Origin of the sequence: Pseudomonas sp. G.S.17 (assembly GCF_038096165.1) — a bacterium.
In the GTDB taxonomy this organism is placed as follows: domain Bacteria; phylum Pseudomonadota; class Gammaproteobacteria; order Pseudomonadales; family Pseudomonadaceae; genus Aquipseudomonas.
Genome location: NZ_CP151076.1, coordinates 4174453 through 4193585, shown reverse-complemented (window position 1 = coordinate 4193585; position 19133 = coordinate 4174453). Strand labels below are relative to the sequence as shown.

At 58.8% G+C, this 19133-nt stretch carries 18 protein-coding genes; 14 read left to right on the top strand and 4 right to left on the bottom strand.

Going from position 1 to position 19133, the window contains the following annotated elements:
* Positions 1–70 precede the first annotated feature (70 nt).
* On the bottom strand, positions 71–940 hold the full coding sequence (locus tag AABC73_RS19675) for a LysR substrate-binding domain-containing protein (RefSeq protein WP_341520585.1): 870 nt from the start codon (positions 938–940) through the stop codon (positions 71–73).
* Between the two features lie 100 nt (positions 941–1040).
* Between AABC73_RS19675 and AABC73_RS19670 the strand changes: the two genes are divergently transcribed.
* Complete coding sequence (locus AABC73_RS19670; protein ID WP_341520584.1) at positions 1041–2012, top strand: DMT family transporter; 972 nt, start codon at positions 1041–1043, stop codon at positions 2010–2012.
* On the opposite strand, the gene AABC73_RS19665 is transcribed toward AABC73_RS19670, so the two are convergent.
* Positions 1993–2910 (bottom strand): LysR family transcriptional regulator, encoded by a 918-nt coding sequence (locus AABC73_RS19665; protein WP_341520583.1) that lies wholly within the window; start codon positions 2908–2910, stop codon positions 1993–1995. The genes AABC73_RS19670 and AABC73_RS19665 overlap by 20 nt on opposite strands.
* Before the next feature lie 147 nt (positions 2911–3057).
* On the opposite strand from AABC73_RS19665, the gene AABC73_RS19660 reads away from it, so the two are divergent.
* The 8 genes from AABC73_RS19660 to dctM all read left to right on the top strand — a co-directional run bounded on the left by AABC73_RS19660 (position 3058) and on the right by dctM (position 12032).
* Positions 3058–3897: a MaoC family dehydratase N-terminal domain-containing protein gene (locus AABC73_RS19660; protein ID WP_341520582.1), complete on the top strand. Its 840-nt coding sequence runs from the start codon at positions 3058–3060 to the stop codon at positions 3895–3897.
* A gap of 64 nt (positions 3898–3961) precedes the next feature.
* On the top strand, positions 3962–5125 hold the full coding sequence (locus AABC73_RS19655; RefSeq protein ID WP_065831937.1) for an acyl-CoA dehydrogenase family protein: 1164 nt from the start codon (positions 3962–3964) through the stop codon (positions 5123–5125).
* Positions 5126–5135: 10 nt separating this feature from the next.
* Positions 5136–6485, top strand: a complete 1350-nt coding sequence (locus tag AABC73_RS19650) for an MmgE/PrpD family protein (protein WP_341520581.1) — start codon at positions 5136–5138, stop codon at positions 6483–6485.
* A 142-nt stretch (positions 6486–6627) separates the two neighbouring features.
* Positions 6628–7827 carry a CaiB/BaiF CoA-transferase family protein gene (locus tag AABC73_RS19645; protein ID WP_341520580.1) on the top strand — a complete coding sequence of 400 codons (1200 nt, stop codon included), beginning with the start codon at positions 6628–6630 and terminating at the stop codon, positions 7825–7827.
* A gap of 195 nt (positions 7828–8022) precedes the next feature.
* Complete coding sequence (locus AABC73_RS19640; RefSeq protein WP_341520579.1) at positions 8023–8859, top strand: CoA ester lyase; 837 nt, start codon at positions 8023–8025, stop codon at positions 8857–8859.
* Positions 8860–9043: 184 nt separating this feature from the next.
* Positions 9044–10036, top strand: coding sequence for a TRAP transporter substrate-binding protein (locus tag AABC73_RS19635; protein ID WP_341520578.1), 993 nt, complete (start codon positions 9044–9046; stop codon positions 10034–10036).
* 80 nt (positions 10037–10116) lie between these two features.
* Positions 10117–10749 carry a TRAP transporter small permease gene (locus AABC73_RS19630; protein ID WP_341520577.1) on the top strand — a complete coding sequence of 211 codons (633 nt, stop codon included), beginning with the start codon at positions 10117–10119 and terminating at the stop codon, positions 10747–10749.
* Complete coding sequence (gene dctM, locus AABC73_RS19625; protein WP_341520576.1) at positions 10749–12032, top strand: C4-dicarboxylate TRAP transporter large permease protein DctM; 1284 nt, start codon at positions 10749–10751, stop codon at positions 12030–12032. The genes AABC73_RS19630 and dctM overlap by 1 nt, the downstream gene beginning before the upstream one ends.
* A 193-nt stretch (positions 12033–12225) precedes the next feature.
* Here dctM and AABC73_RS19620 read toward each other — a convergent pair whose 3' ends face one another.
* Positions 12226–13158 (bottom strand): hypothetical protein, encoded by a 933-nt coding sequence (locus AABC73_RS19620; RefSeq protein WP_341520575.1) that lies wholly within the window; start codon positions 13156–13158, stop codon positions 12226–12228.
* A 417-nt stretch (positions 13159–13575) separates the two neighbouring features.
* On the opposite strand from AABC73_RS19620, the gene AABC73_RS19615 reads away from it, so the two are divergent.
* Both AABC73_RS19615 and AABC73_RS19610 read left to right on the top strand, forming a co-directional pair.
* Positions 13576–14058 carry a GNAT family N-acetyltransferase gene (locus tag AABC73_RS19615; RefSeq protein WP_341520574.1) on the top strand — a complete coding sequence of 161 codons (483 nt, stop codon included), beginning with the start codon at positions 13576–13578 and terminating at the stop codon, positions 14056–14058.
* 323 nt (positions 14059–14381) lie between these two features.
* The gene (locus AABC73_RS19610; protein WP_341520573.1) at positions 14382–14651 is read left to right on the top strand and encodes a DUF1652 domain-containing protein; all 270 of its coding nucleotides are present in this window, start codon (positions 14382–14384) and stop codon (positions 14649–14651) included.
* 334 nt (positions 14652–14985) lie between these two features.
* Here the strand turns inward: AABC73_RS19610 and AABC73_RS19605 are convergent, their stop codons facing one another.
* On the bottom strand, positions 14986–15300 hold the full coding sequence (locus tag AABC73_RS19605) for a hypothetical protein (protein WP_341520572.1): 315 nt from the start codon (positions 15298–15300) through the stop codon (positions 14986–14988).
* Between the two features lie 936 nt (positions 15301–16236).
* Here AABC73_RS19605 and AABC73_RS19600 point away from each other — a divergent pair.
* From AABC73_RS19600 to AABC73_RS19590, 3 genes are all read left to right on the top strand, one after another.
* Complete coding sequence (locus tag AABC73_RS19600; RefSeq protein ID WP_341520571.1) at positions 16237–17664, top strand: pyridine nucleotide-disulfide oxidoreductase; 1428 nt, start codon at positions 16237–16239, stop codon at positions 17662–17664.
* Between the two features lie 169 nt (positions 17665–17833).
* Positions 17834–18769: a ketopantoate reductase family protein gene (locus AABC73_RS19595; protein WP_341520570.1), complete on the top strand. Its 936-nt coding sequence runs from the start codon at positions 17834–17836 to the stop codon at positions 18767–18769.
* 74 nt (positions 18770–18843) lie between these two features.
* Positions 18844–19086, top strand: coding sequence for a DUF465 domain-containing protein (locus AABC73_RS19590; RefSeq protein WP_341520569.1), 243 nt, complete (start codon positions 18844–18846; stop codon positions 19084–19086).
* Positions 19087–19133 lie beyond the last annotated feature (47 nt).

Sequence of the window (19133 nt, the reverse complement as noted above, 5' to 3'; positions counted from 1 at the left end):
CCGACCCTCTCCCGGCTAAAGCCGGTCCTACGGAATGAATTCCAATTCAAACGCCTCACTCATTGGGTGCTCACAACCGAAAATGATCCCCAATCAACCGGATCAACACTTCACAGGCCGCGCTGGGTGAGCCGGGGGCCTTGACCAGTTGCAGTTCGTGCAGCGGCAAGGTCGGCAGGCCGTCTTCTTCGCTCAGGATGCGCATCTGCGGGCTGACCCGGTCCCGGTCGATGATGCCGATCACCAGACCGGCGCAAATAGTGGTTTCCAGCGCGCTGGTGCCGGCGCTCATGACCATGGTGCGCCACGGCCGACCCACTCGGGTCAGCGCATCCAGCGCCACGCTGCGATAGGGACAACCATTGCCGTGCAGCGCCAGGGGCAGCGGCTTGTCGGGATCGGCCCGGTAGCTGTGGGCCGCGACCCAGACCGGTTCGGTGGTGCCAAAGCGGAATAACGGCGGCTCGCGCGTGTTTTGCGCATCCATCAGCTCAACCACCAACGCCAGGTCCATGTGCCCGCGTTGCAATTGGCTATGCAGGCGGCCGCTGGAAGCGGTTTCGACTTCCAGTTCGATGTGGGGAAAACCTTCGGACAGCGGCGGCAGGGTGCATTGCAACAACGCCCCGGCATACTCCTCGGAAATCCCCAGTCGGACTTTGCCGCTGACCGACGGCGCGTTGTATCCGGCCAGCATTCGGTCGTGCATCTGCAGCAATTCCGCGCTCTGCAAGGCAAAGCGGCGTCCCAGCGGCGTCAGCGTGACGGTCTGGTTGTCCCGCTCCAGCAAGCGCCCGCCGGTGATGTCTTCCAGGCGCCGAATGTGCAGGCTCACGGCCGACGGGCTGCGATTGAGGAAGGTCGCGGCGGCGAGGAACTGTTCGAAACGCACCACCGCCTGGAAAGTGCGCAGCAGGTCGATATCCAGCGTGCTCTGCATGGTTCAGAAATCCTGCATCAGTGATGCTTATCATCTCGTTTGATTGAATCACCCTGTCATTCATACCATCAGCTTCATGTGATGGAAAGGGGCGGGGATGATGGACATGCATAGAGGCGGGCAGCAGGCTGACTTTTGCAGTTTCAATGAGGCGAAACCGGCGGTGCGGCCTTCGCAAGCAAGCTTGCTCCCACACAGATCATCTTCAGTTACGTGGATCAGCACGCTGCTGCTCAGCGCCATGGTGCTCAGTTGGAGCTCCGGGTTTATCGGCTATCGCTATGTGTCGGAGCACAGCGGGGTGATGCTCGCGACGTTCTGGCGATTCGTGCTCGCGGCCGTGCTGTTGCTGCCGCTGGTGTGGCGGCAGCTGCGCGAACTGAGTTGGCGCAATTGGGCCGATCAAGGCGTGGTGGGTCTGCTGGGCATCGCCGGTTACATTGGGCCCATCGCCGCATCCATCGCCCTGGGCGTGGCGCCGGGCACCAGTTCGTTGATCGCCAATCTGCTGCCGCTGAGCATCGTCCTGCTGGCGGGTTTTGTTCCCGGTCAGGCGACGCGTGGCTGGCAGTGGCTGGGCATCGGCTTGTGCCTGATCGGCATGTTGATCGCCAGTGGCAGCAGCCTGGAGTTTTCCCGGGCGTCGATTTGGGCGTACTCGCTGCCGCTGCTTGGCGTGGCGTCACTGGCGCTGGCGACCATCTATCAGAAACAGTCGCGTCACCCGCCACTTCCGGGTCTGGTGGGGCTGTTCATTCAGGTCTGCGCGATATTGCCGGTGTTTGCCCTGCTGGCCTTGCAGGAAGGCAGCCTGCGCCCGGTGCTGGCCAGCGGTTTTGGCTTGGGTGTGCTCTGGCTGGTGGTGTTCGGAACGTTGGGCGGCTACGGATTTTACTGGTTGTGCCTGCGCCGCTTCACCCTGCAAAGCGTCAGCGGCGCGTTGTTCCTGACGCCGCCGGTGACGATGCTTTGGGCGTATCTGCAATTTGGCGATCCGCTGGCCGTCAGCGCGTTGCTTGGCGTGGCGCTGACGTTGGCGGGCCTGCCGTTTCTCAGGCGTCCGCAGCCGTAGCGGAAGGCGGCTCTGCATCCGGCATCAGTGTCGCGATCAATGCGCGAACCGTGCCGGGCAGGGCGTCCAGCTCGCGAACCAGAATGCTCCGTTCGCGAATCGCCCAGGGTTCGTCCAGCTGCACCGTCACCAGGTTCATGGTGCGGCTGTGGCGCACGGCGGCGGACTCGGGAATGATGCCGATGCCCACACCCGCTTCAACCATGCGGCAGATCGCCTCGAAGCTCGACACCTGAATCCGCAACGACAGGTGCTGGCCGATGCGCTCGACGTGATCGCGCAAGAAACTCAGCAACGTGCTGCCTTCATGCAGACCGATATGCTGGAAGGTCAGCGTCTGCTTGAGGGTCACCGGGCTCTGGCTGGCGAGATCGTGGCCCACCGGCACCGCCAGCACCAGGCGATCGGTGCTGAAGTGCATCACCTGCAAACCGGCCGCTTCCACCGGTCCGGCGATGATGCCCATGTCCGAGCTGCCATCCAGCACGCCACGCACGATGTCCCGGGACAGGCGTTCCTGCAGATCGACGGTGACGCCGGGCCGCTGGGCGAGAAAACCGGCCAGCACTTCCGGTAGAAACTCAGTCACGGCCGTGGTGTTGGCGAAGATGCGAATGTGCCCGGCCGAATCGGTGCCGTAGTTGGTGAACTCGCTTTTCAGGTATTCCACCTGACGCATGACCAGCCGCGCGTGCTTGAGCAAGCGTTGCCCGGCCGGGGTCAGTTCCACGCCACGGCTGTCTCGATACAGCAGGCGTGTTTCGAACTGGCTTTCCAGCGCCTTGATCCGCGCACTGGCTGCGGCGGGTGACAGGAAGGCGCGGCGCGCGCCCTGGGTCAGGCTCGGGGATTCGCCGATGTGAATGAAGAGGCGTAGATCGGCCAGGTCGAAATGCATGGGTGGCGTCCGGTGAGAGTTATTGGAATTATCGGTGTCAGCTGTGTTCAGCATATATGAACGCGGCCTTACGCAAATGCAAATTCACAGAATGCTCCGCGCCTTGCATAGTCCCGGCATAACAACAAATGCTAAGGGGTTACCCGCATGAGCGCTGCAGAGTCGCCGAAGGATTTCACTGCCTGGCTTGGACGCACTGAAGAGGCTCACGACCATCTGAGCCGTAATCTGATCAAACGCATCGCGGCCACGTTCGGTGAGGCCACGCCAGCCGATGGCGACGCGCTGCCACCATTGTGGCAGTGGTGTTTCTTCCAGGAACCGGTTGAGGAATCGCTGCTGGGCACCGATGGCCATCCGGCACGCGGCGGCTTTCTGCCACCGGCGGACAACCGCAATCGCATGTGGGCCGGCGGTCGTGTCGAATTCATCGAAGCGCTGAAAGTCGGCGCCGATGCCCACCGTTTGTCGACCATTACCCACATCGAAGAAAAGCACGGCCGCACCGGCGCCTTGTTGTTCGTCACCGTTCGTCATGATTACTCGCAAAGCGGCCAACTGTGCATCCGTGAAGAACAGGACATTGTCTATCGTGAGCCGAATCCGCCGAAGTTGCACAGTGGCGACGCGGCCGAAACCGGCGAGTGGAACGAAGTCGTCACGCCGACGCCGACCCTGCTGTTTCGTTATTCGGCAGTGACCTTCAATGGCCATCGCATCCACTACGACTATCCGTACGTCACCGGCACCGAAGGTTATCCGGGCCTCGTTGTGCATGGGCCGATGATCGCCACTTTGAACCTGCGCGCTTTCTGTCGCGCCCATCCCGAAGCGCGCCTGCGGCATTTCGCCTATCGCGGCGTGCGTCCGTTGAGTGTGCCGACGCCTTTCACGGTCAGCGGCCGCGTCACTGAGCCAGGCAAGGCGCAGTTGTGGGCCGGCAATCAGGACGGCGTCGGGCAAAGCGCCGAAGTGCTGTTCGACTGAACACCTCACTCATTAGCCAGACCGTGCCGGTGCTGTTGGCGCGCGAACTCAAGAGAGCAGATTGATGAACCCCAATGACAATGAAGACTTCAATGCCATCCGCGAAGGCGTGCGTGCCTTGTGTGCTGAATTCGACGCGGCGTACTGGCGCAAGATCGACGAGGAAAAAGGCTTCCCGGAAAGCTTCGTCAAGGCCCTGACCGACGCGGGCTGGCTGTCGGCAATGATTCCCACCGAATACGGCGGCTCGGGCCTGGGTCTGGCTGAGGCTTCGGTGATTCTCGAAGAGGTGAACCGTTGCGGCGGCAACTCCGGCACGGTTCACGGCCAGATGTACAACATGTTTACCCTGCTGCGTCACGGCAGCGAGGCGCAGAAAAGCTATTACCTGCCCAAGCTGGCCAGCGGCGAACTGCGCCTGCAATCTATGGGCGTCACCGAACCGACCACCGGCACCGACACCACCAAGATCAAGACCACCGCCATCAAGCAGGGCGACAAGTATGTGATCAACGGCCAGAAAGTGTGGATCTCCCGGGTCCAGCATTCGGACTTGATGATCCTGCTGGCGCGCACGACACCATTAGCCGAGGTGAAGAAGAAATCCGAAGGCATGTCGATTTTCCTCGTCGACCTGCGCGATGCCATCGGCAACGGCCTGACCGTGCAGCCCATCGCCAACATGGTCAACCACGAAACCAACGAGCTGTTTTTCGACAACCTCGAACTGCCGCTGGACAGCCTGATCGGTGAAGAAGGCAAGGGCTTCCGCTACATCCTCGATGGCCTGAACGCCGAGCGCACCTTGATCGCGGCCGAATGCATCGGCGACGGTCGCTGGTTCGTCGAGAAAGCCAGCGCCTATGCCCGTGACCGGGTGGTGTTCGGGCGGCCCATCGGCCAGAACCAGGGCGTGCAATTCCCGATTGCCGAAGCACACATCGAAATCGAAGCCGCCGACCTGATGCGCTGGCGCGCCTGCGAGGAATACGACAGCGGCAAGAACGCCGGGGCCAGCGCCAACATGGCGAAATACCTGGCGGCCAAGGCGTCCTGGGAAGCGGCCAACGCCTGCCTGCAAACCCACGGCGGCTTCGGCTTTGCCTGCGAATATGATGTGGAACGCAAATTCCGCGAGACCCGTTTGTATCAGGTCGCGCCGATCTCCACCAACCTGATTCTTTCCTACGTCGCCGAGCATTTGCTCGAACTGCCGCGCAGCTTCTGAGGAGCGGAACATGAGCCATACCCAAGCTTTGGCGGCGTTTCTGGCCGACCTCGAATACTCGCAGATCCCCGACTCCGTGCTGGACCGCACCGAGGATTTGTTCCTCGACTGGGTCGGCTCCGCGCTGGCCAGCCAGGGTTCGCGGCCGATCCCGTTGTTCGAGCGTTACGCGGCGAAAATGGGCCCCGCCGAGGGCCCGGCGAAAATCCTCGTCAACGGTAAAGGCAGCTCGGCGTATTTCGCTGCACTGGTCAACGGCGCGTCTTCGCACCTGGTCGAGCAGGATGATTTGCACAACAGCTCAGTGCTGCACCCGGCCACGGTGGTATTCCCGGCCGTGCTGGCCGCTGCTCAGGATCACGGCAAATCCGGCAAGGATCTGCTGCTGGCATCGGTCGCCGGTTATGAAGCCGGGATTCGCATCGGCGAGTTCATGGGCCGCTCCCACTACCGCATCTTCCATACCACAGCGACGGTCGGCACCCTTGCCGCCGCAGTCGGCGTGGGCAAGTTGCTCGGTTTTGACAAGGAGCAGTTCATCAACCTGCTGGGCAATGCCGGTACTCAGGCGGCGGGTTTGTGGGAGTTCCTGCGCGACGCCGCCGACTCCAAACAACTGCACACCGCCAAGGCTGCGGCCGATGGTTTGCTCGCGGCCTATATGACCGAAGACGGTTTGACCGGAGCACGCAACATTCTCGAAGGCGATCAAGGCATGGCGGCGGGGATGTCCAGCGACGCTGACCCGAGCAAATTGTCGGATCGCCTCGGCAGCCGCTGGGCCTTGGTCGAGACCTCGTTCAAGTTTCACGCGTCCTGTCGTCACACCCATCCAGCTGCCGACGCCTTGCTGGACTTGATGCAGCGCGAAGGCCTGAACCATGAGCAGATCGCCAAGGTGGTGACGCGGGTGCATCAGGGTGCTATCGACGTATTGGGCCGGGTTGTCGTGCCGACCACAGTGCATCAGGCCAAGTTTTCCATGGGCGCGGTGCTGGGTTTGATCGCCGTGCATGGCAAGGCGCAACTGATCGAGTTCCAGCAGCACGCCTTGAGCGATGCGGCCGTGGCGGCGTTCCGCGAGAAAGTCAGCATGGAGCTGGATGACGAGGTCGATCAGGCCTATCCCGCGCGCTGGCTGGGCCGCGTGATCGTCACCACCACTGACGGCCGCACGCTGATCGGCGCCATTGACGAACCCAAGGGCGATCCGGGCAATACCCTGTCGCGGCCTGAGCTGGAGGACAAGTTCCAGCGCTTGCTGGCGTTCTCCGGCGCACGCACGCCTGAACAGGGTCATGCGTTGATCGACAAGGTCTGGGGTTTGCGGGATGCGCAAACGCTGGGCGAATTGATTTAACGCGCAGATCGCGCCGTACTTGCCCTGTAGGACCGAATTCATTCGGGAGGAGGCCGGTACATGCTGCGAATCATTTGTTGCTGCATCGACGCCTTCGGGGATGAATCCGCTCCCACGGGGTACGAGGCAAGAGGTAGATATCATGACCGAACAAAACCCCCGTCCTCTGGACGGCATCACCGTCGTCAGCCTGGAACACGCCATTGCCGCGCCGTTCTGTACCCGGCAACTGGCCGACATGGGCGCCCGCGTGGTGAAGATCGAACGCCCCGGCAGCGGCGATTTCGCCCGTGGCTATGATCAGCGCGTCGACGGCCTGGCCTCGCACTTCGTCTGGACCAATCGCTCCAAGGAAAGCCTGACCCTGGACCTCAAGCACGACGAAGCCGGGGATATTCTCGAGTCGCTGCTGGGCAAGGCTGATGTGCTGGTGCAGAACCTCGCGCCTGGCGCCGCTGCGCGCATGGGCCTGTCGTTCGAAGCGCTGCATGCGCGTTTCCCGAAACTGATCGTCTGCGATATTTCCGGCTACGGCGAAGGCGGCCCTTATGAAAAGAAGAAAGCCTACGACCTGTTGATTCAGAGCGAGGGCGGTTTCCTGTCGGTGACCGGCGGGCCGGGTGAAGAGCAAATGGCCAAGGCCGGCTGCTCCATCGCTGATATTGCCGCTGGCATGTACGCTTACACCGGGATTTTGTCCGCGCTGTTGCTGCGCGGCAAAACCGGCGTCGGCAGCCGCATTGACGTCAGCATGCTGGAAAGCCTGGTGGAGTGGATGGGCTATCCGATGTATTACGCCTACAACGGCGCGCCGCCACCGCCACGGGCCGGAGCCTCGCACTCGACGATTTATCCCTACGGCCCGTTCCCCACCAAGGGCGGCGGTACGGTGATGCTCGGTTTGCAGAACGAACGTGAATGGGCGCTGTTCTGCGAGAAAGTCCTGCTCGACAGCGCCTTGATCACCGATGAGCGCTTCTCGGCCAACTTCAAGCGATCGGAAAACCGTGAGGTGCTGCGTCAGATCATCGTCGACGGTTTCTCGCAACTGAGCGTTGATGAAGTGGTGGCACGGCTCGAAGACGCGCAAATCGCCAACGCCCGGGTCAATGACATGCAGGGCGTCTGGGACCACCCGCAGTTGAAAGCGCGGGACGGCTGGCGCGAAGTCGACAGCCCGGCCGGCAAACTGCCGTCGCTGCTGCCGCCGGGTCGCAACGCCGCCTTCACCCCGCGCATGGACGCCGTGCCAGCGCTGGGGCAGCACACCGTAAGCATTCTCGATGAGCTGGGATTGTCGGCGGCGGATCACGCGCGGTTGTTGGCGGCCGGGGTGGTTTGAGCCTCCAGCTCCGCCCCCCGATAGGTTGCTGTAGGACCGGCTTTAGCCGGGAGGGCAATTGATGAGCGGCTCGCGACTGAAGTCGCTCCTACAGTCGCTCCTACAGTTGTTCTTACGGCCGATTCGCGGGCAAGTCGGAACGCCGCCCGCTCGCTCGAACGAACTGCGATGAATTTACTGATGAGGAACACCACCATGTCTCAACCCATCGTCCGCTCCGCACTGTTTGTGCCCGGCAGTCGACCCGAGCGGTTTGCCAAGGCGCTGGCTGCCGGTGCCGATGCGGTGATCGTCGATTTTGAAGACGCCGTCGAAGAACCGCTCAAGCGTCAGGCGCGAGATAACCTGGCGGCGTTTCTTGCCGCCAATCCCGAGGCCGCAGTGTGGGTGCGGGTCAATGCGCCTGATCACGCCGAACATGGCGCGGACCTTCGATTCTGCGCCGAGCAACCCGGTGTGGCCGGAGTGCTGTTGCCCAAAGTTGAAACTGCGGCACAGGTTGCAGCGGTGTGGCAGGGCGGCAAGCCGATCTGGCCGATCATCGAGAGCGCCAGAGGTTTGCTGGCTGTTGAGCAGATAGCGCAGTGCCCGGGGGTCGAGCGTTTGTCATTTGGCGGCCTGGACCTGGCGCTGGACCTGAACCTGAATAATGGCTCGGCGGCCGCTGCGTTCGTCCTCGACCAAGCGCGGATGTCAGTGCAACTGCATTCCCGCGCCGCCGGATTGTTAGCGCCGCTGGATGGGGTTTATCCGGCCATTGGTGATCCCGAAGGGTTGCGCCGCTCGGTTCGTCACGCCTACGACATGGGCTTTGGCGGCTCTTTGTGCATTCACCCCAAACAAGTCCCGATCATTCATGATGCCTTGGCGCCCAGCGCTGACGATCTGGCCTGGGCTCGGCGGGTAGTCGACGCCAGTACCCAAGCCAGCGGAGCAGGGGCCTTTCAACTGGACGGGCAGATGATCGACGCGCCGGTGTTGATCCGCGCAAAGCGCCTACTGCTGGTCAGCAGCCCGTCTAGTACGGCATGATGGGGTATGTCGGCGTAAGAATCGAAGATTGCGTGCAAAATGCTCGCATTCAGCTAAACCAAACGCGGGGTTACGTAAAAGCTGATTCTACAGACGCGGACAGTTGGGCATCTTGCTACTACTGCATCGAAAAAAGAAGGCCCGTAGAGGCTGACTCTTACACAACAATAAGAAGGTGAAATCAATGTTGAAGTTGACCAGGGCGCTGTTCTGCGCCGCCGCTGTGACCGTGGCATCTCTCGCACAGGCCGCAGATCCCGTCATTATCAAATTTGCTCACGTCGTGGCCGAAAACACGCCCAAAGGCCAGGGCGCACTGCTGTTCAAAAAACTTGCCGAAGAGCGTCTGGCGGGGAAAGTGAAGGTCGAGGTGTACCCGAACTCCTCACTGTTCGGTGATGGCAAGGAAATGGAAGCGCTGCTGCTGGGCGACGTGCAGTTATTGGCACCCTCCCTGGCCAAGTTCGAGCAGTACACCAAGAAAGTGCAAATCTTCGATCTGCCGTTCCTGTTCGACGACCTGGCCGCTGTCGACCGCTTCCAGCACGGACCGCAGGGCAAAGCCTTGCTTACGTCCATGGACGACAAGGGCATTCATGGTCTTGCGTATTGGCACAACGGTCTCAAGCAGCTGTCGGCTAACAAGAAAATGGTCGAGCCCAAGGACGCCCGTGGCCTGAAATTCCGCGTGCAAGCCTCCAGCGTACTTGAAGCTCAATTCAAAGCGCTCAAAGCAAACCCGCGCAAGATGAGTTTCGCCGAGGTTTATCAGGGGCTGCAGACCGGCACCGTGAATGGCACCGAGAACACCTGGTCCAACTACGAAAGCCAGAAGGTCAACGAGGTGCAGCCATTTTTCACCGAGTCCAATCATGGCCTGATCGACTATATGGTGATCACCAATTCCAAGTTCTGGAATGGTCTGCAACCTGACGTGCGCACCGAGCTGGAAAAGATCCTCGCCGAAGTCTCGATTGAGGTGAACAAACAGGCCGAAGCACTCAACCAGTCGGCCAAGCAGAAAATCATCGACTCCAAGACCAGTGAAGTCGTGACCTTGACCCCTGAACAGCGGAAAGAATGGCGCGACGCCATGAAGCCAGTCTGGGCAGAGTTCTCCAAGGATATCGGTCCCGAGCTGATCAAAGCTGCGGAAGATTCGAACCAAGCCCTGTAACACCCTCGTCACGACGTAATCAAGGCAGCTGGCCATTCTGTTCTGAATGGCCACTCTCTCTCTATATACGGAGAATTCCTATGCATTCGCTGACGCGACTCTGGGAGCATTTTGAGGAGGGCATGATTGCCTTCCTGCTGGCCGCTATGACGCTGGTGACATTCGTCTATGTGGCGCTCAACAACATCTACACGGTGTTTTATACCCTGAGCGATCGATGGGCGGTAACGAGCGGTTTCTTCGGTTACATCGGTGACCACATGATGGGCTATGCCCAAGACATGACCTGGAGTGTGGCCCTCACCAAAGCGCTGTTCGGCTGGTTAATCTTCTTTGGCATCTCCTATGGCGTACGCACTGCCGGCCACCTGGGCGTCGATGCGCTGGTCAAACTGACCAGTAAACCGATTCAACGTCTGCTGGCGATGCTCGCCTGCCTGTGTTGCCTGGCCTATGCCGGGTTGTTCGTGATTGCTAGCTACAAATGGGTGTCAGCACTGTTTACAGCCCACATTGGTGCCGAGGATCTGGACCGTTTCGGTATACAGGTTTCATATATCGCGGTCATCGTGCCCATCGGCTTCACCCTGGTGCTGGTGCGTTATCTGGAAATCCTCTGGCGCATCTATACCCATCGTCAAACCGGACTCGGCCTGGCTGATGAAGCCGCCGAAGCCACTAAACTGGCGCAGTCAAACGAGGAGCAACACTGATGACAGTCATATGTCTGTTTCTGCTGCTGTTCGTGTTCATGTTCCTTGGGGTGCCCATCGCGATATCCCTGGGTTTGTCGGGCGCGGTGTCGATTCTGATGTTCAGCCAGGATTCTCTGAGTTCATTGGCGATCAAGTTATTCGAAACTTCTGACAGCTACACCTTCCTGGCCATTCCATTCTTCCTGCTGTCCGGTGCTTTCATGACCACCGGCGGCGTGGCGCAACGCCTGATCGATTTCGCCAACGCGTGCGTCGGGCATATTCGCGGCGGGCTGGCTATCGCGGCCGTACTGGCGTGCATGCTGTTCGCGGCATTGTCCGGCTCCTCGCCAGCAACCGTGGCAGCGGTAGGTTCCATTGCCGTCGCTGGCATGGTGCGCTCCGGCTATCCCAAGGAGTTCGGCGCAGGGATTATCTGCAACGCGGGGACATTGGGCATTCTGATTCCGCCGTCCATCGTGATGGTGGTCTACGCCGCCGCCACTGAAACGTCGGTGGGCAAACTGTTCATTGCCGGCGTTATTCCGGGGATTCTCCTGGGTGTGGCCCTGATGGTGGTGATCTACATCGTCGCCCGGGTCAAGAAATTACCTGCCCAGCCAAGAGTGACCTTTCGCCAATGGCTGCACACCGCACAACGGGCGTTCTGGGGCCTGTTATTGCTGGTGATCATTCTGGGCGGGATCTACAGCGGGATGTTCACGCCAACCGAGGCGGCCGCAGTGGCGGCGGTGTATTCCGCTTTCGTCGCGTTGTTTGTTTATAAGGACATGAAATTCAGCGACTGCCCGAAGGTACTCATGGAGTCGGGACGGCTGACTATCATGCTGATGTTCATCATTGCCAACGCGATGCTGTTCGCGCACGTACTGACCACGGAACAGATTCCGCAGCAGATCACCTCGTGGGTGATTTCGGAAGGGCTGACGCCAATCGGCTTCCTGATCATGGTCAACATCGTGCTGCTGGTGGCGGGTAGCTTCATGGAGCCGTCGGCGATCATTCTGATTCTGGCGCCGATCTTCTTCCCGATTGCCATGAAGCTGGGTATTGACCCGATTCACCTGGGGATCATCATGGTGGTGAATATGGAGATCGGACTGGTGCATCCGCCCGTCGGGCTGAACCTGTTCGTGACGTCGGCCGTGACGGGACTTACGCTGGGTCAGACCATTCGCGCGGCGATGCCTTGGCTGATGATCCTGCTGGCGTTCCTGCTTCTGGTGACGTACGTACCGTTTATCTCGCTGGCATTGCCTAACTGGTTGGGCATGCCTTGACGCCGGCCTTGTAGCGCAATAGCCGTTAGCACGTTTGCAACGGCAACATAGAAGCCGTCTTCTCTCACGAGAAGACGGCTTCTTTATTTAGCCGGTCAGCACATCAGTGCATGAACAGCGCGATCAGGATGATGATCGGGATCGGCACGCCGAGGAACAGCAGTAGTAATGAGCGCATTGTCTTTCTCCTGGCTTATCGAGCCGTTGTTGTAGTGGTGTAGGCGCGGGCTTCGGTGTAAGTCACAGCGTCACGACGACGACCACCGAAGATAGCTGCGTAGCTGGCAAAGAACGCACCACACAGCAGTGAGATGAACATCCACAGCGCAGTCCAGGCAGCAACTTTGGCGGCGGTGTCAGCAGCGTTTTTGGCGGCCAGCTTGGCGTCTTCCACAGCCTGGCGAGCCTGGCCATAGACCTGATCCACGCGACGCTCTGCATCGGCCTGGCTGAGGTTGGTACGTTGGGCAACCATCTGCGCCAGATACGTACGGTCTTCAGCAGCCATGTCGCCACCATTGTTCAGGGTCTTGGCGAAGATGCGGAACACCACGCCATGGGCAGCGTCATCGCTGACAGCAGCCGGACGATCGTCACGGAACAGGCTGTCGATGAAGTAGCCATAATCCTGACTGCTGGTGTTGCTGGCAGCGCTGCCGGCAACCTGAGTCACCGCCCCGGCTGCGCCGGAAGCCATGCTTGCGCCAGCTTGTACGCCACCGCTGACCACGCTGCCGATTGATCCAACGATCAAGGTTGCGGCAACCAGCGTCGCAACAGCCCATGACAGGAAGCCATGTGCCGTGTCACGGAAGTAGACCTCATCACCATGCAGATTTGCCCAGCGAACACGCAGGCGTCCGGCAATGTAGCCGCCCATGCCTGAAGCAATGATCTGCGTCAGGGCCAGCCAGATAATTGTGGAAATGCCCAACCCTTTAGCGCTTATGCCGCTGTCCGCCCACGGCGAAACAGCAGAGAAGCCCAGGCCGAAGCCCAGCAGGACGAGGATGAGAGACAACGCAGCGGCGCCAGCGGCACCGGCAAAGATCGCACCCCAGGATACACCTGAGTGATTTTGCGAATCCTGCGGGGCAGTTACGTAAGTATCGGGGGATGAAATCATTGTTGTTCTACTCCATGACTAATATTGTTACATCTTTCCAAATGGAGTATTGCAGCCTCTATGCCAGTTTTATTAAAACAAAAATCCAATGAATTCAATGGGTTGAAAATAATTCCTGCGGTCGGCTTCATGCATTTTGCAAGGTCGGGACGTTTTCAGCAGGCGTAATGCATGAGCGGTAATCACAGGCGCTTCAAAGGGTTACGAAGCGAAGCTGAACGGCCTTGTCGAGTGCAATTGAAGCGGAATCGGGCCGATCATCTGAACTTGATTCGGCTTGTTACGTCTTACCTCCAGACGGTACGGCGCTTGATGCGCAAGGGTTTTTCCCGGATTCGCATCTCACGGGTGCGCAACCTGCCATATCGCATATAGTGTCTAGGTGCTTACCCTGATTCTTCGAGAGGTTACTAATAAATGTTTCTACATCGTCCCCTGGAAGAAAAAGACATAGCCGTTGTGTGCGGACTGCCACAGAGTGTCGATGAGCTGTTCTATATGTTCCCGCGTGCCATCTATCCGCTGACGCCACCCCAGCTCAGGGATGCTCTGGACAATCATTCAGACTCCACGGTCATTGAAATGAATGGCGAAGTCGTTGGGTATGCCAACTTTTCTCGTAGCGATTTCCGCGGGCGCTGCTCGCTGGGCAACGTGATCATCGCCCCGAAAGCCAGATCCCGAGGGGTTGGCCGCTATCTGATTGGCTGCATGAAAGACCTGGCGTTCGATAAACACGAGGCCACCGAAATGACGGCTTCCTGCTATAACCACAACGTGCCGGGTCTGCTTTTTTACCCGAAACTGGGGTTTCGGCCCTATGCCGTGGATGAGCGTCGCGACAAGCAGGGCGGTCGGGTCGCGCTGATTCATTTCCGTCTGCCTCGCAGCCCGGATTGAGCATCGCCCGGGTCAGTCCATCCAATTGGCGGTTTTTCTGCCAAATGAAGACGCGCCTGGCTTGATTCAAGTCAGGTGAATATTAAATATTCCCTTCGAGTGAATCGTTTCTGCTATTGGATTACCTGAAAGTTCAATAACTTAACAACTTGTTACACCTGAAAACAAACTTGCGAAGGCAAGGACGTGCAGCGTATAAAGATTCATGCCCGCAAATAAATGGCGACATTTATTTGTCAGGCCAAGGATATTCAACCCTCTGGATCAACAAAATGCTGTGGTCTGCGATTTGTTCGCCGCTCAGCAGCTATAAGGAGATACGCATGTTTGCTTACCGACTTTCCACCCTCGAATTACGGAGCATTATCGAGGGGGCTTTCCTGCCTTTACGTTGCACTTGCAGCGTTGCGCCGCGCTCGACCATGACGGTGCAAATCGCCGACCCCAAGACCGGTCAGGTAGAACTTCTTGTTACCGGTATATCGCTGGATCGACTTAACACCAGCCGGGATATCGCGGAGCTTGTTGCTGAGCTGCGCTACGATCTGGAGCATGCAGGACACTTGCAGATGCCGGTTCGTTCAGTCGGTTAGATGAACAGTATCTGACACGTTTTAAACGCCGCGATGTTTAAGAGCAACTTGCTGAACTAGCGGCTTTTTTTTGCCTGGCAGGAAGTCATTTTTGCAGTCAGTGGTGTTGCTTGAAATTTGTGGTTGTACGATATGTAGTTCTGGAATTAACCCGAACCTCGAGTTAGTCATCTAAGCGCACCGCGTTTGCGGGTCAACTCGATATATCAGACATCTGATCTCCGAGATCTGCGGCGTATTGCCAGGCAGACGAAGCTCGCAGCGGGCACTGTCGGCGACTCCATTTTCATGCCGCTGACAGGCCCATGGCGATCCGCGAGCAGGGCATGACCGGTCAGTGCGCTGCACGCCGGTGTTCATTTTCGAACAGCAATTTAAACTGCGCTTCGTCGGCGTCACGCACCGCAAACTGGTCACGGATCGGTCCTGCCTCGATACGGCCGCCCAGGGCGACCCGGATTACGGTCGAATTGGACAGATAATCGGGGACATCACCCAGAATCGTCAGCTCCCGCAAGCGGTGTCCGCCGTGCTGCACCGTAGCCAGGCGAACCCGGCAGGTGGCTTGCATCGGAATCGGCCCGAACAGCGTATCGCGTGAGTAGTCGATTTCGGCGATGCCTGCTCGATGGTCTTTGTCAGTGCTCATAGTGGTACCCCTTGAATACACCCGTTCTCCTTCGTTAAATGATTGATACTGGCAAGTGTGAATAGTTCTATCTTCGCTACCGACGGCAGTGCCGTTGATCGAAAGGCCTTAGTGACTCGTCTCTACAGAACTGGAGGTACCTTAGATGCTGTGTTCGTGCGCCGGAAGTAACGGGTAGTGCACGTGTTTGTCATTGCGCGTCAAACTTCTGAAGTAAAAAGGTTTCAGGCGTCGCCCGCAGGGCATGCAAAGGGAGTTTGTTTTCTACTCGTCAACTTACCGGCGCTGGCGTTTGGTTCATTAATTTCTGGCCAACTAAAAATATAATGATGCGCGACCGTGCTCTTCTCAGGGTTTTTCGGTTGACACTGTATCGCCAAAAAATAAACATCATAATAATCAATACGTTGCAATTCTCTATGTCAAATGGCGCGAAATTAACGAAAAGTTGACACTTGCAGTAATATTTGGAATTATCTCCCCATCCCGGACATTGTCTGCCGGGCTCTGGTTACAGGCAGTCTGCCTAAGCTATTGATTTTTGGTGATCTTGCCAAACGGTAGCGTCTCCGCCATTCCTGTGCGGGCCTGTTGAGCAAAAAAACGCGAGCGGCGAGTTCAGCCGTCATTCGTTTGTTTTGTGTACCTGGTTCTAACTCCAAACAGCCTCCAGATTGCACCAGGCGGTAGCTTTGTCTGCGCGTTGTAACGGGCAGTAACAAGATGCTTTGCACTGGTGAGTAATTGCCGCATCCCTTGCGTATATGTATTCAAAGTCGGCCAGCCGACGCTAGATCGATGCGACACGCTTTCTTGTGGCCGTTAAACGGCAGGGCGTTGTTCAGCCCCAGGAAAGTGCAGTAGCCCTCGCAACAACGGACTGCTCAGGAACTGTTGGATTGTATTAACTCGTCGATCAAATTATGGAGCGACATTATGTTTGGAGATTATCTGGAAAGTTCTTGCGGTTGCGTGATTGGCGGCGCCGGTCCTGCGGGTATGGGCTTGCTGTTCAACGCATTGAAAAGCGGAACGTTGCCCGATCTGGCCAAGGACGGTCTGATTATTGTCGACGCCAGTGCCGCTCCAGGGACGGGGCGTCTGGGCGAGTACCGCATTACGGCGAACTCGGTAGGCGACGTGATCCTCGAATGTCTGCGCGATCCCGCCTTGCGGGACGTCTTTGCTCCGCTTGAGCATTCGCCCGCCTATTGGCGCATCCGTCGCCAGGCCCAATATGCCCCACAGTTGTCGGACATTGGCGAGTTATTGGCTGAGGCTTCCCGGCTGGTGCTGGACTTTATTGTCGAGCATTACGGAGCCAGGCTCTGGCGCAATACGACCATCACTGAAGTGGTGCGCGATAACGACGAATTCTTCGTTTGGGTCCAGGCTCAAGGCCGCACTCGGCGTATTCGCTGCCGTACGCTGGTGCTCAACCTCGGCGGTCGTCAGGATCCGCAGCATCTGGTGACTGGGCTCGCGCAGCAAGGCTTGGTGGTGTCACGGTCAGCCACGATTAAAAGCGCCGACGAACTGCTGCGCATGAACGCCGTCAAGCTGCGGGAAACCTTTGCGCCAGCGCTGGCCTGTTCCGGGCGGATCACTGTGGTTGGAGGTTCACACAGTGCCTTTTCCATGCTCGAAAATCTGGCCGATGCCCTTGAGTTTGCCGGCTTGCAGGAGATCACCCTGATTCATCGCTCGGCGATTCGCCTGTTCTACGAAAGTGCTGAACTGGCTGCAGCTGCCGGTTATACATTCGATCCAGTCAAAGATGTCTGCCCGGTCTCCGGCCGGATCAATCGTTCCGGTGGCCTGCGCTACCGCGCTCTGGACGTGGGACGTGCGGTCATTGAGCACGCGCGAGTTGGCAAGACCGGCGTGCGCGTCCGGGCATTCCAGACCGAAGGTGGTGCGTCGGGAGATTACCAAGCGGCTGCCCAGGCGTTGCTTGAATCGCATACCGTGGTGCAATGCACCGGTTATCAGCCGCATCTGCCACCCATGAGCTATTCGGACGGGACGTCGATAACCCTGCGCGAAGTCAAAGGTGGCGTGGATTCTGACTCTGCGGGCTGCCCCATGGATTCCACCGGCATGCGCCTGCACGGTTTGCATCTGTTCGGGCTCGGATCAGGACTGGGTATCGATCCCCGGTTGGGCAGCGAGCCATCCTTTGATGGGCGCATCTATGGCGTGTGGCAGTTCCACAACGACGCGAGCCGGCCGGTCATCGAATCGGTCATCGCCAGGCTGCAACAGACTGCGCCGGAGCTTGCGGTACCCAGCCGCAGCCTGGCGGAGCGTCTGGAAGAAGGGCTGCCGTTTCTGTTCCCGGGCCTGAGCAGCGCCAATAGCTGACACGCAGGACAGTCACGGTGAGAAGAAATCCCGAGCGCTTCAAGGCGGCCCGGGATTTTTTTTGTCCTGCGTTACCTCCTCGCTATTGATCATTCGTTGAGCAGCGGTTGTACATCCACTACTCTCGATACTTGGGTGGGCGCGAGCAGACTGACAGGAGAACGACATCATGCGGATTCTGATCGTTGGGGCAGGAGCGATAGGCGGTTATTTTGGTGGCAGGTTGCTTGAGGCCGGACGCGATGTGACCTTTCTGGTGCGTCCCGGCCGCGCCGAGGAGCTGAATCGCGACGGTCTGGTGGTGCGCAGCCCGCTGGGCAACATCCAGTACCCATCGCCGCCCCACGTATTGACGCAGATGCTTGGCGATCCGTATGACCTTATCATTCTCAGTTGCAAGGCTTACGATCTCGATGCGGCCATGGACTCGTTCGCTGCAGCCGTCGGTCCCGACACGGCAATCCTGCCGTTGCTCAACGGCATGGCGCATCTGGACCGGCTTTGCGCGCGGTTCGACGGCGCGAACGTGCTGGGCGGCCAGTGCCTGATTTCCCTGGATCGGGACGCTACGGGTGCGATCCTGCATTTGAATGACACCAATCAGCTGTCGTTTGGCGAGCTGAGCGGCGCCTTGACCACGCGCATCCTGCGCGTGGCGGAGGCCCTGGCCGATGCCGGCTTCGAGGCCAGTCTGAGCCAGTTCATCGTCCAGGAAATGTGGGAGAAGTGGTGCTTCATCGCCACCGGCGCCGGTATTACCTGCGCCATGCGGGCCAGTCTCGGCGATGTATTGGTCGCCGATGGCAAACCGTTGATCGTCAGGTTGTTCGCAGAATGTGCCAGCGTCGCGGCGGCTGGCGGCTTTCCACTGCGTGAACCGGTTCGTCAGCGACTGTTGAAAATGCTCACTGCGCCGGGCTCGAAAATGATGGCGTCGATGCTGCGCGACATCGAGCGCGGGGCGCCCACTGAGGCCGAACATGTCCTCGGTGACCTGCTGGCCCGGCGTGATGCACAGGGCTTGGCATCGGGTGAGCTGTCAGTACTCGAGTTTGCCTACACTCATTTGAAGGCCTATGAAGCGCGGCGTCTGCGTGAGCAATGACGATTGCATCGAACCTAAGACAGTGCCCAGCCTCATACCTTTAAGATCATCGCAGCAAGAAGAGAGGTGTCGCTATGCCGGTCAAACACGATTTGTACAAGGATTTGGGGCTTACCAGGGCGCAGGTTGCCGAGCGCACGGAAGGCGACGGGAAACTCAATAAGCTGCTCATTGATTACAGCCAGATAGATACTGGCGTGCTCGATGCCGAATCCGGTTCAGCGGGCAATATCAGCGATGATCAACTGAAAAAACTCAAGGAAAAACGCCTGGAGATCAAGGACAAGATCGTCCAGCAACTCACCAGACCTAAATGACGGGATAGGTAAAAAGAATCGGGCCATTACGGCCCGATTCCTGTTTT

Coding starts and splice junctions, on each gene's coding strand:
- AABC73_RS19675 (WP_341520585.1), bottom strand. CDS start 940: ATGCAGAGCACGCTGGATATCGACCTGCTGCGCACTTTCCAGGCGGTG.
- AABC73_RS19670 (WP_341520584.1), top strand. CDS start 1,041: ATGGACATGCATAGAGGCGGGCAGCAGGCTGACTTTTGCAGTTTCAAT.
- AABC73_RS19665 (WP_341520583.1), bottom strand. CDS start 2,910: ATGCATTTCGACCTGGCCGATCTACGCCTCTTCATTCACATCGGCGAA.
- AABC73_RS19660 (WP_341520582.1), top strand. CDS start 3,058: ATGAGCGCTGCAGAGTCGCCGAAGGATTTCACTGCCTGGCTTGGACGC.
- AABC73_RS19655 (WP_065831937.1), top strand. CDS start 3,962: ATGAACCCCAATGACAATGAAGACTTCAATGCCATCCGCGAAGGCGTG.
- AABC73_RS19650 (WP_341520581.1), top strand. CDS start 5,136: ATGAGCCATACCCAAGCTTTGGCGGCGTTTCTGGCCGACCTCGAATAC.
- AABC73_RS19645 (WP_341520580.1), top strand. CDS start 6,628: ATGACCGAACAAAACCCCCGTCCTCTGGACGGCATCACCGTCGTCAGC.
- AABC73_RS19640 (WP_341520579.1), top strand. CDS start 8,023: ATGTCTCAACCCATCGTCCGCTCCGCACTGTTTGTGCCCGGCAGTCGA.
- AABC73_RS19635 (WP_341520578.1), top strand. CDS start 9,044: ATGTTGAAGTTGACCAGGGCGCTGTTCTGCGCCGCCGCTGTGACCGTG.
- AABC73_RS19630 (WP_341520577.1), top strand. CDS start 10,117: ATGCATTCGCTGACGCGACTCTGGGAGCATTTTGAGGAGGGCATGATT.
- dctM (WP_341520576.1), top strand. CDS start 10,749: ATGACAGTCATATGTCTGTTTCTGCTGCTGTTCGTGTTCATGTTCCTT.
- AABC73_RS19620 (WP_341520575.1), bottom strand. CDS start 13,158: ATGATTTCATCCCCCGATACTTACGTAACTGCCCCGCAGGATTCGCAA.
- AABC73_RS19615 (WP_341520574.1), top strand. CDS start 13,576: ATGTTTCTACATCGTCCCCTGGAAGAAAAAGACATAGCCGTTGTGTGC.
- AABC73_RS19610 (WP_341520573.1), top strand. CDS start 14,382: ATGTTTGCTTACCGACTTTCCACCCTCGAATTACGGAGCATTATCGAG.
- AABC73_RS19605 (WP_341520572.1), bottom strand. CDS start 15,300: ATGAGCACTGACAAAGACCATCGAGCAGGCATCGCCGAAATCGACTAC.
- AABC73_RS19600 (WP_341520571.1), top strand. CDS start 16,237: ATGTTTGGAGATTATCTGGAAAGTTCTTGCGGTTGCGTGATTGGCGGC.
- AABC73_RS19595 (WP_341520570.1), top strand. CDS start 17,834: ATGCGGATTCTGATCGTTGGGGCAGGAGCGATAGGCGGTTATTTTGGT.
- AABC73_RS19590 (WP_341520569.1), top strand. CDS start 18,844: ATGCCGGTCAAACACGATTTGTACAAGGATTTGGGGCTTACCAGGGCG.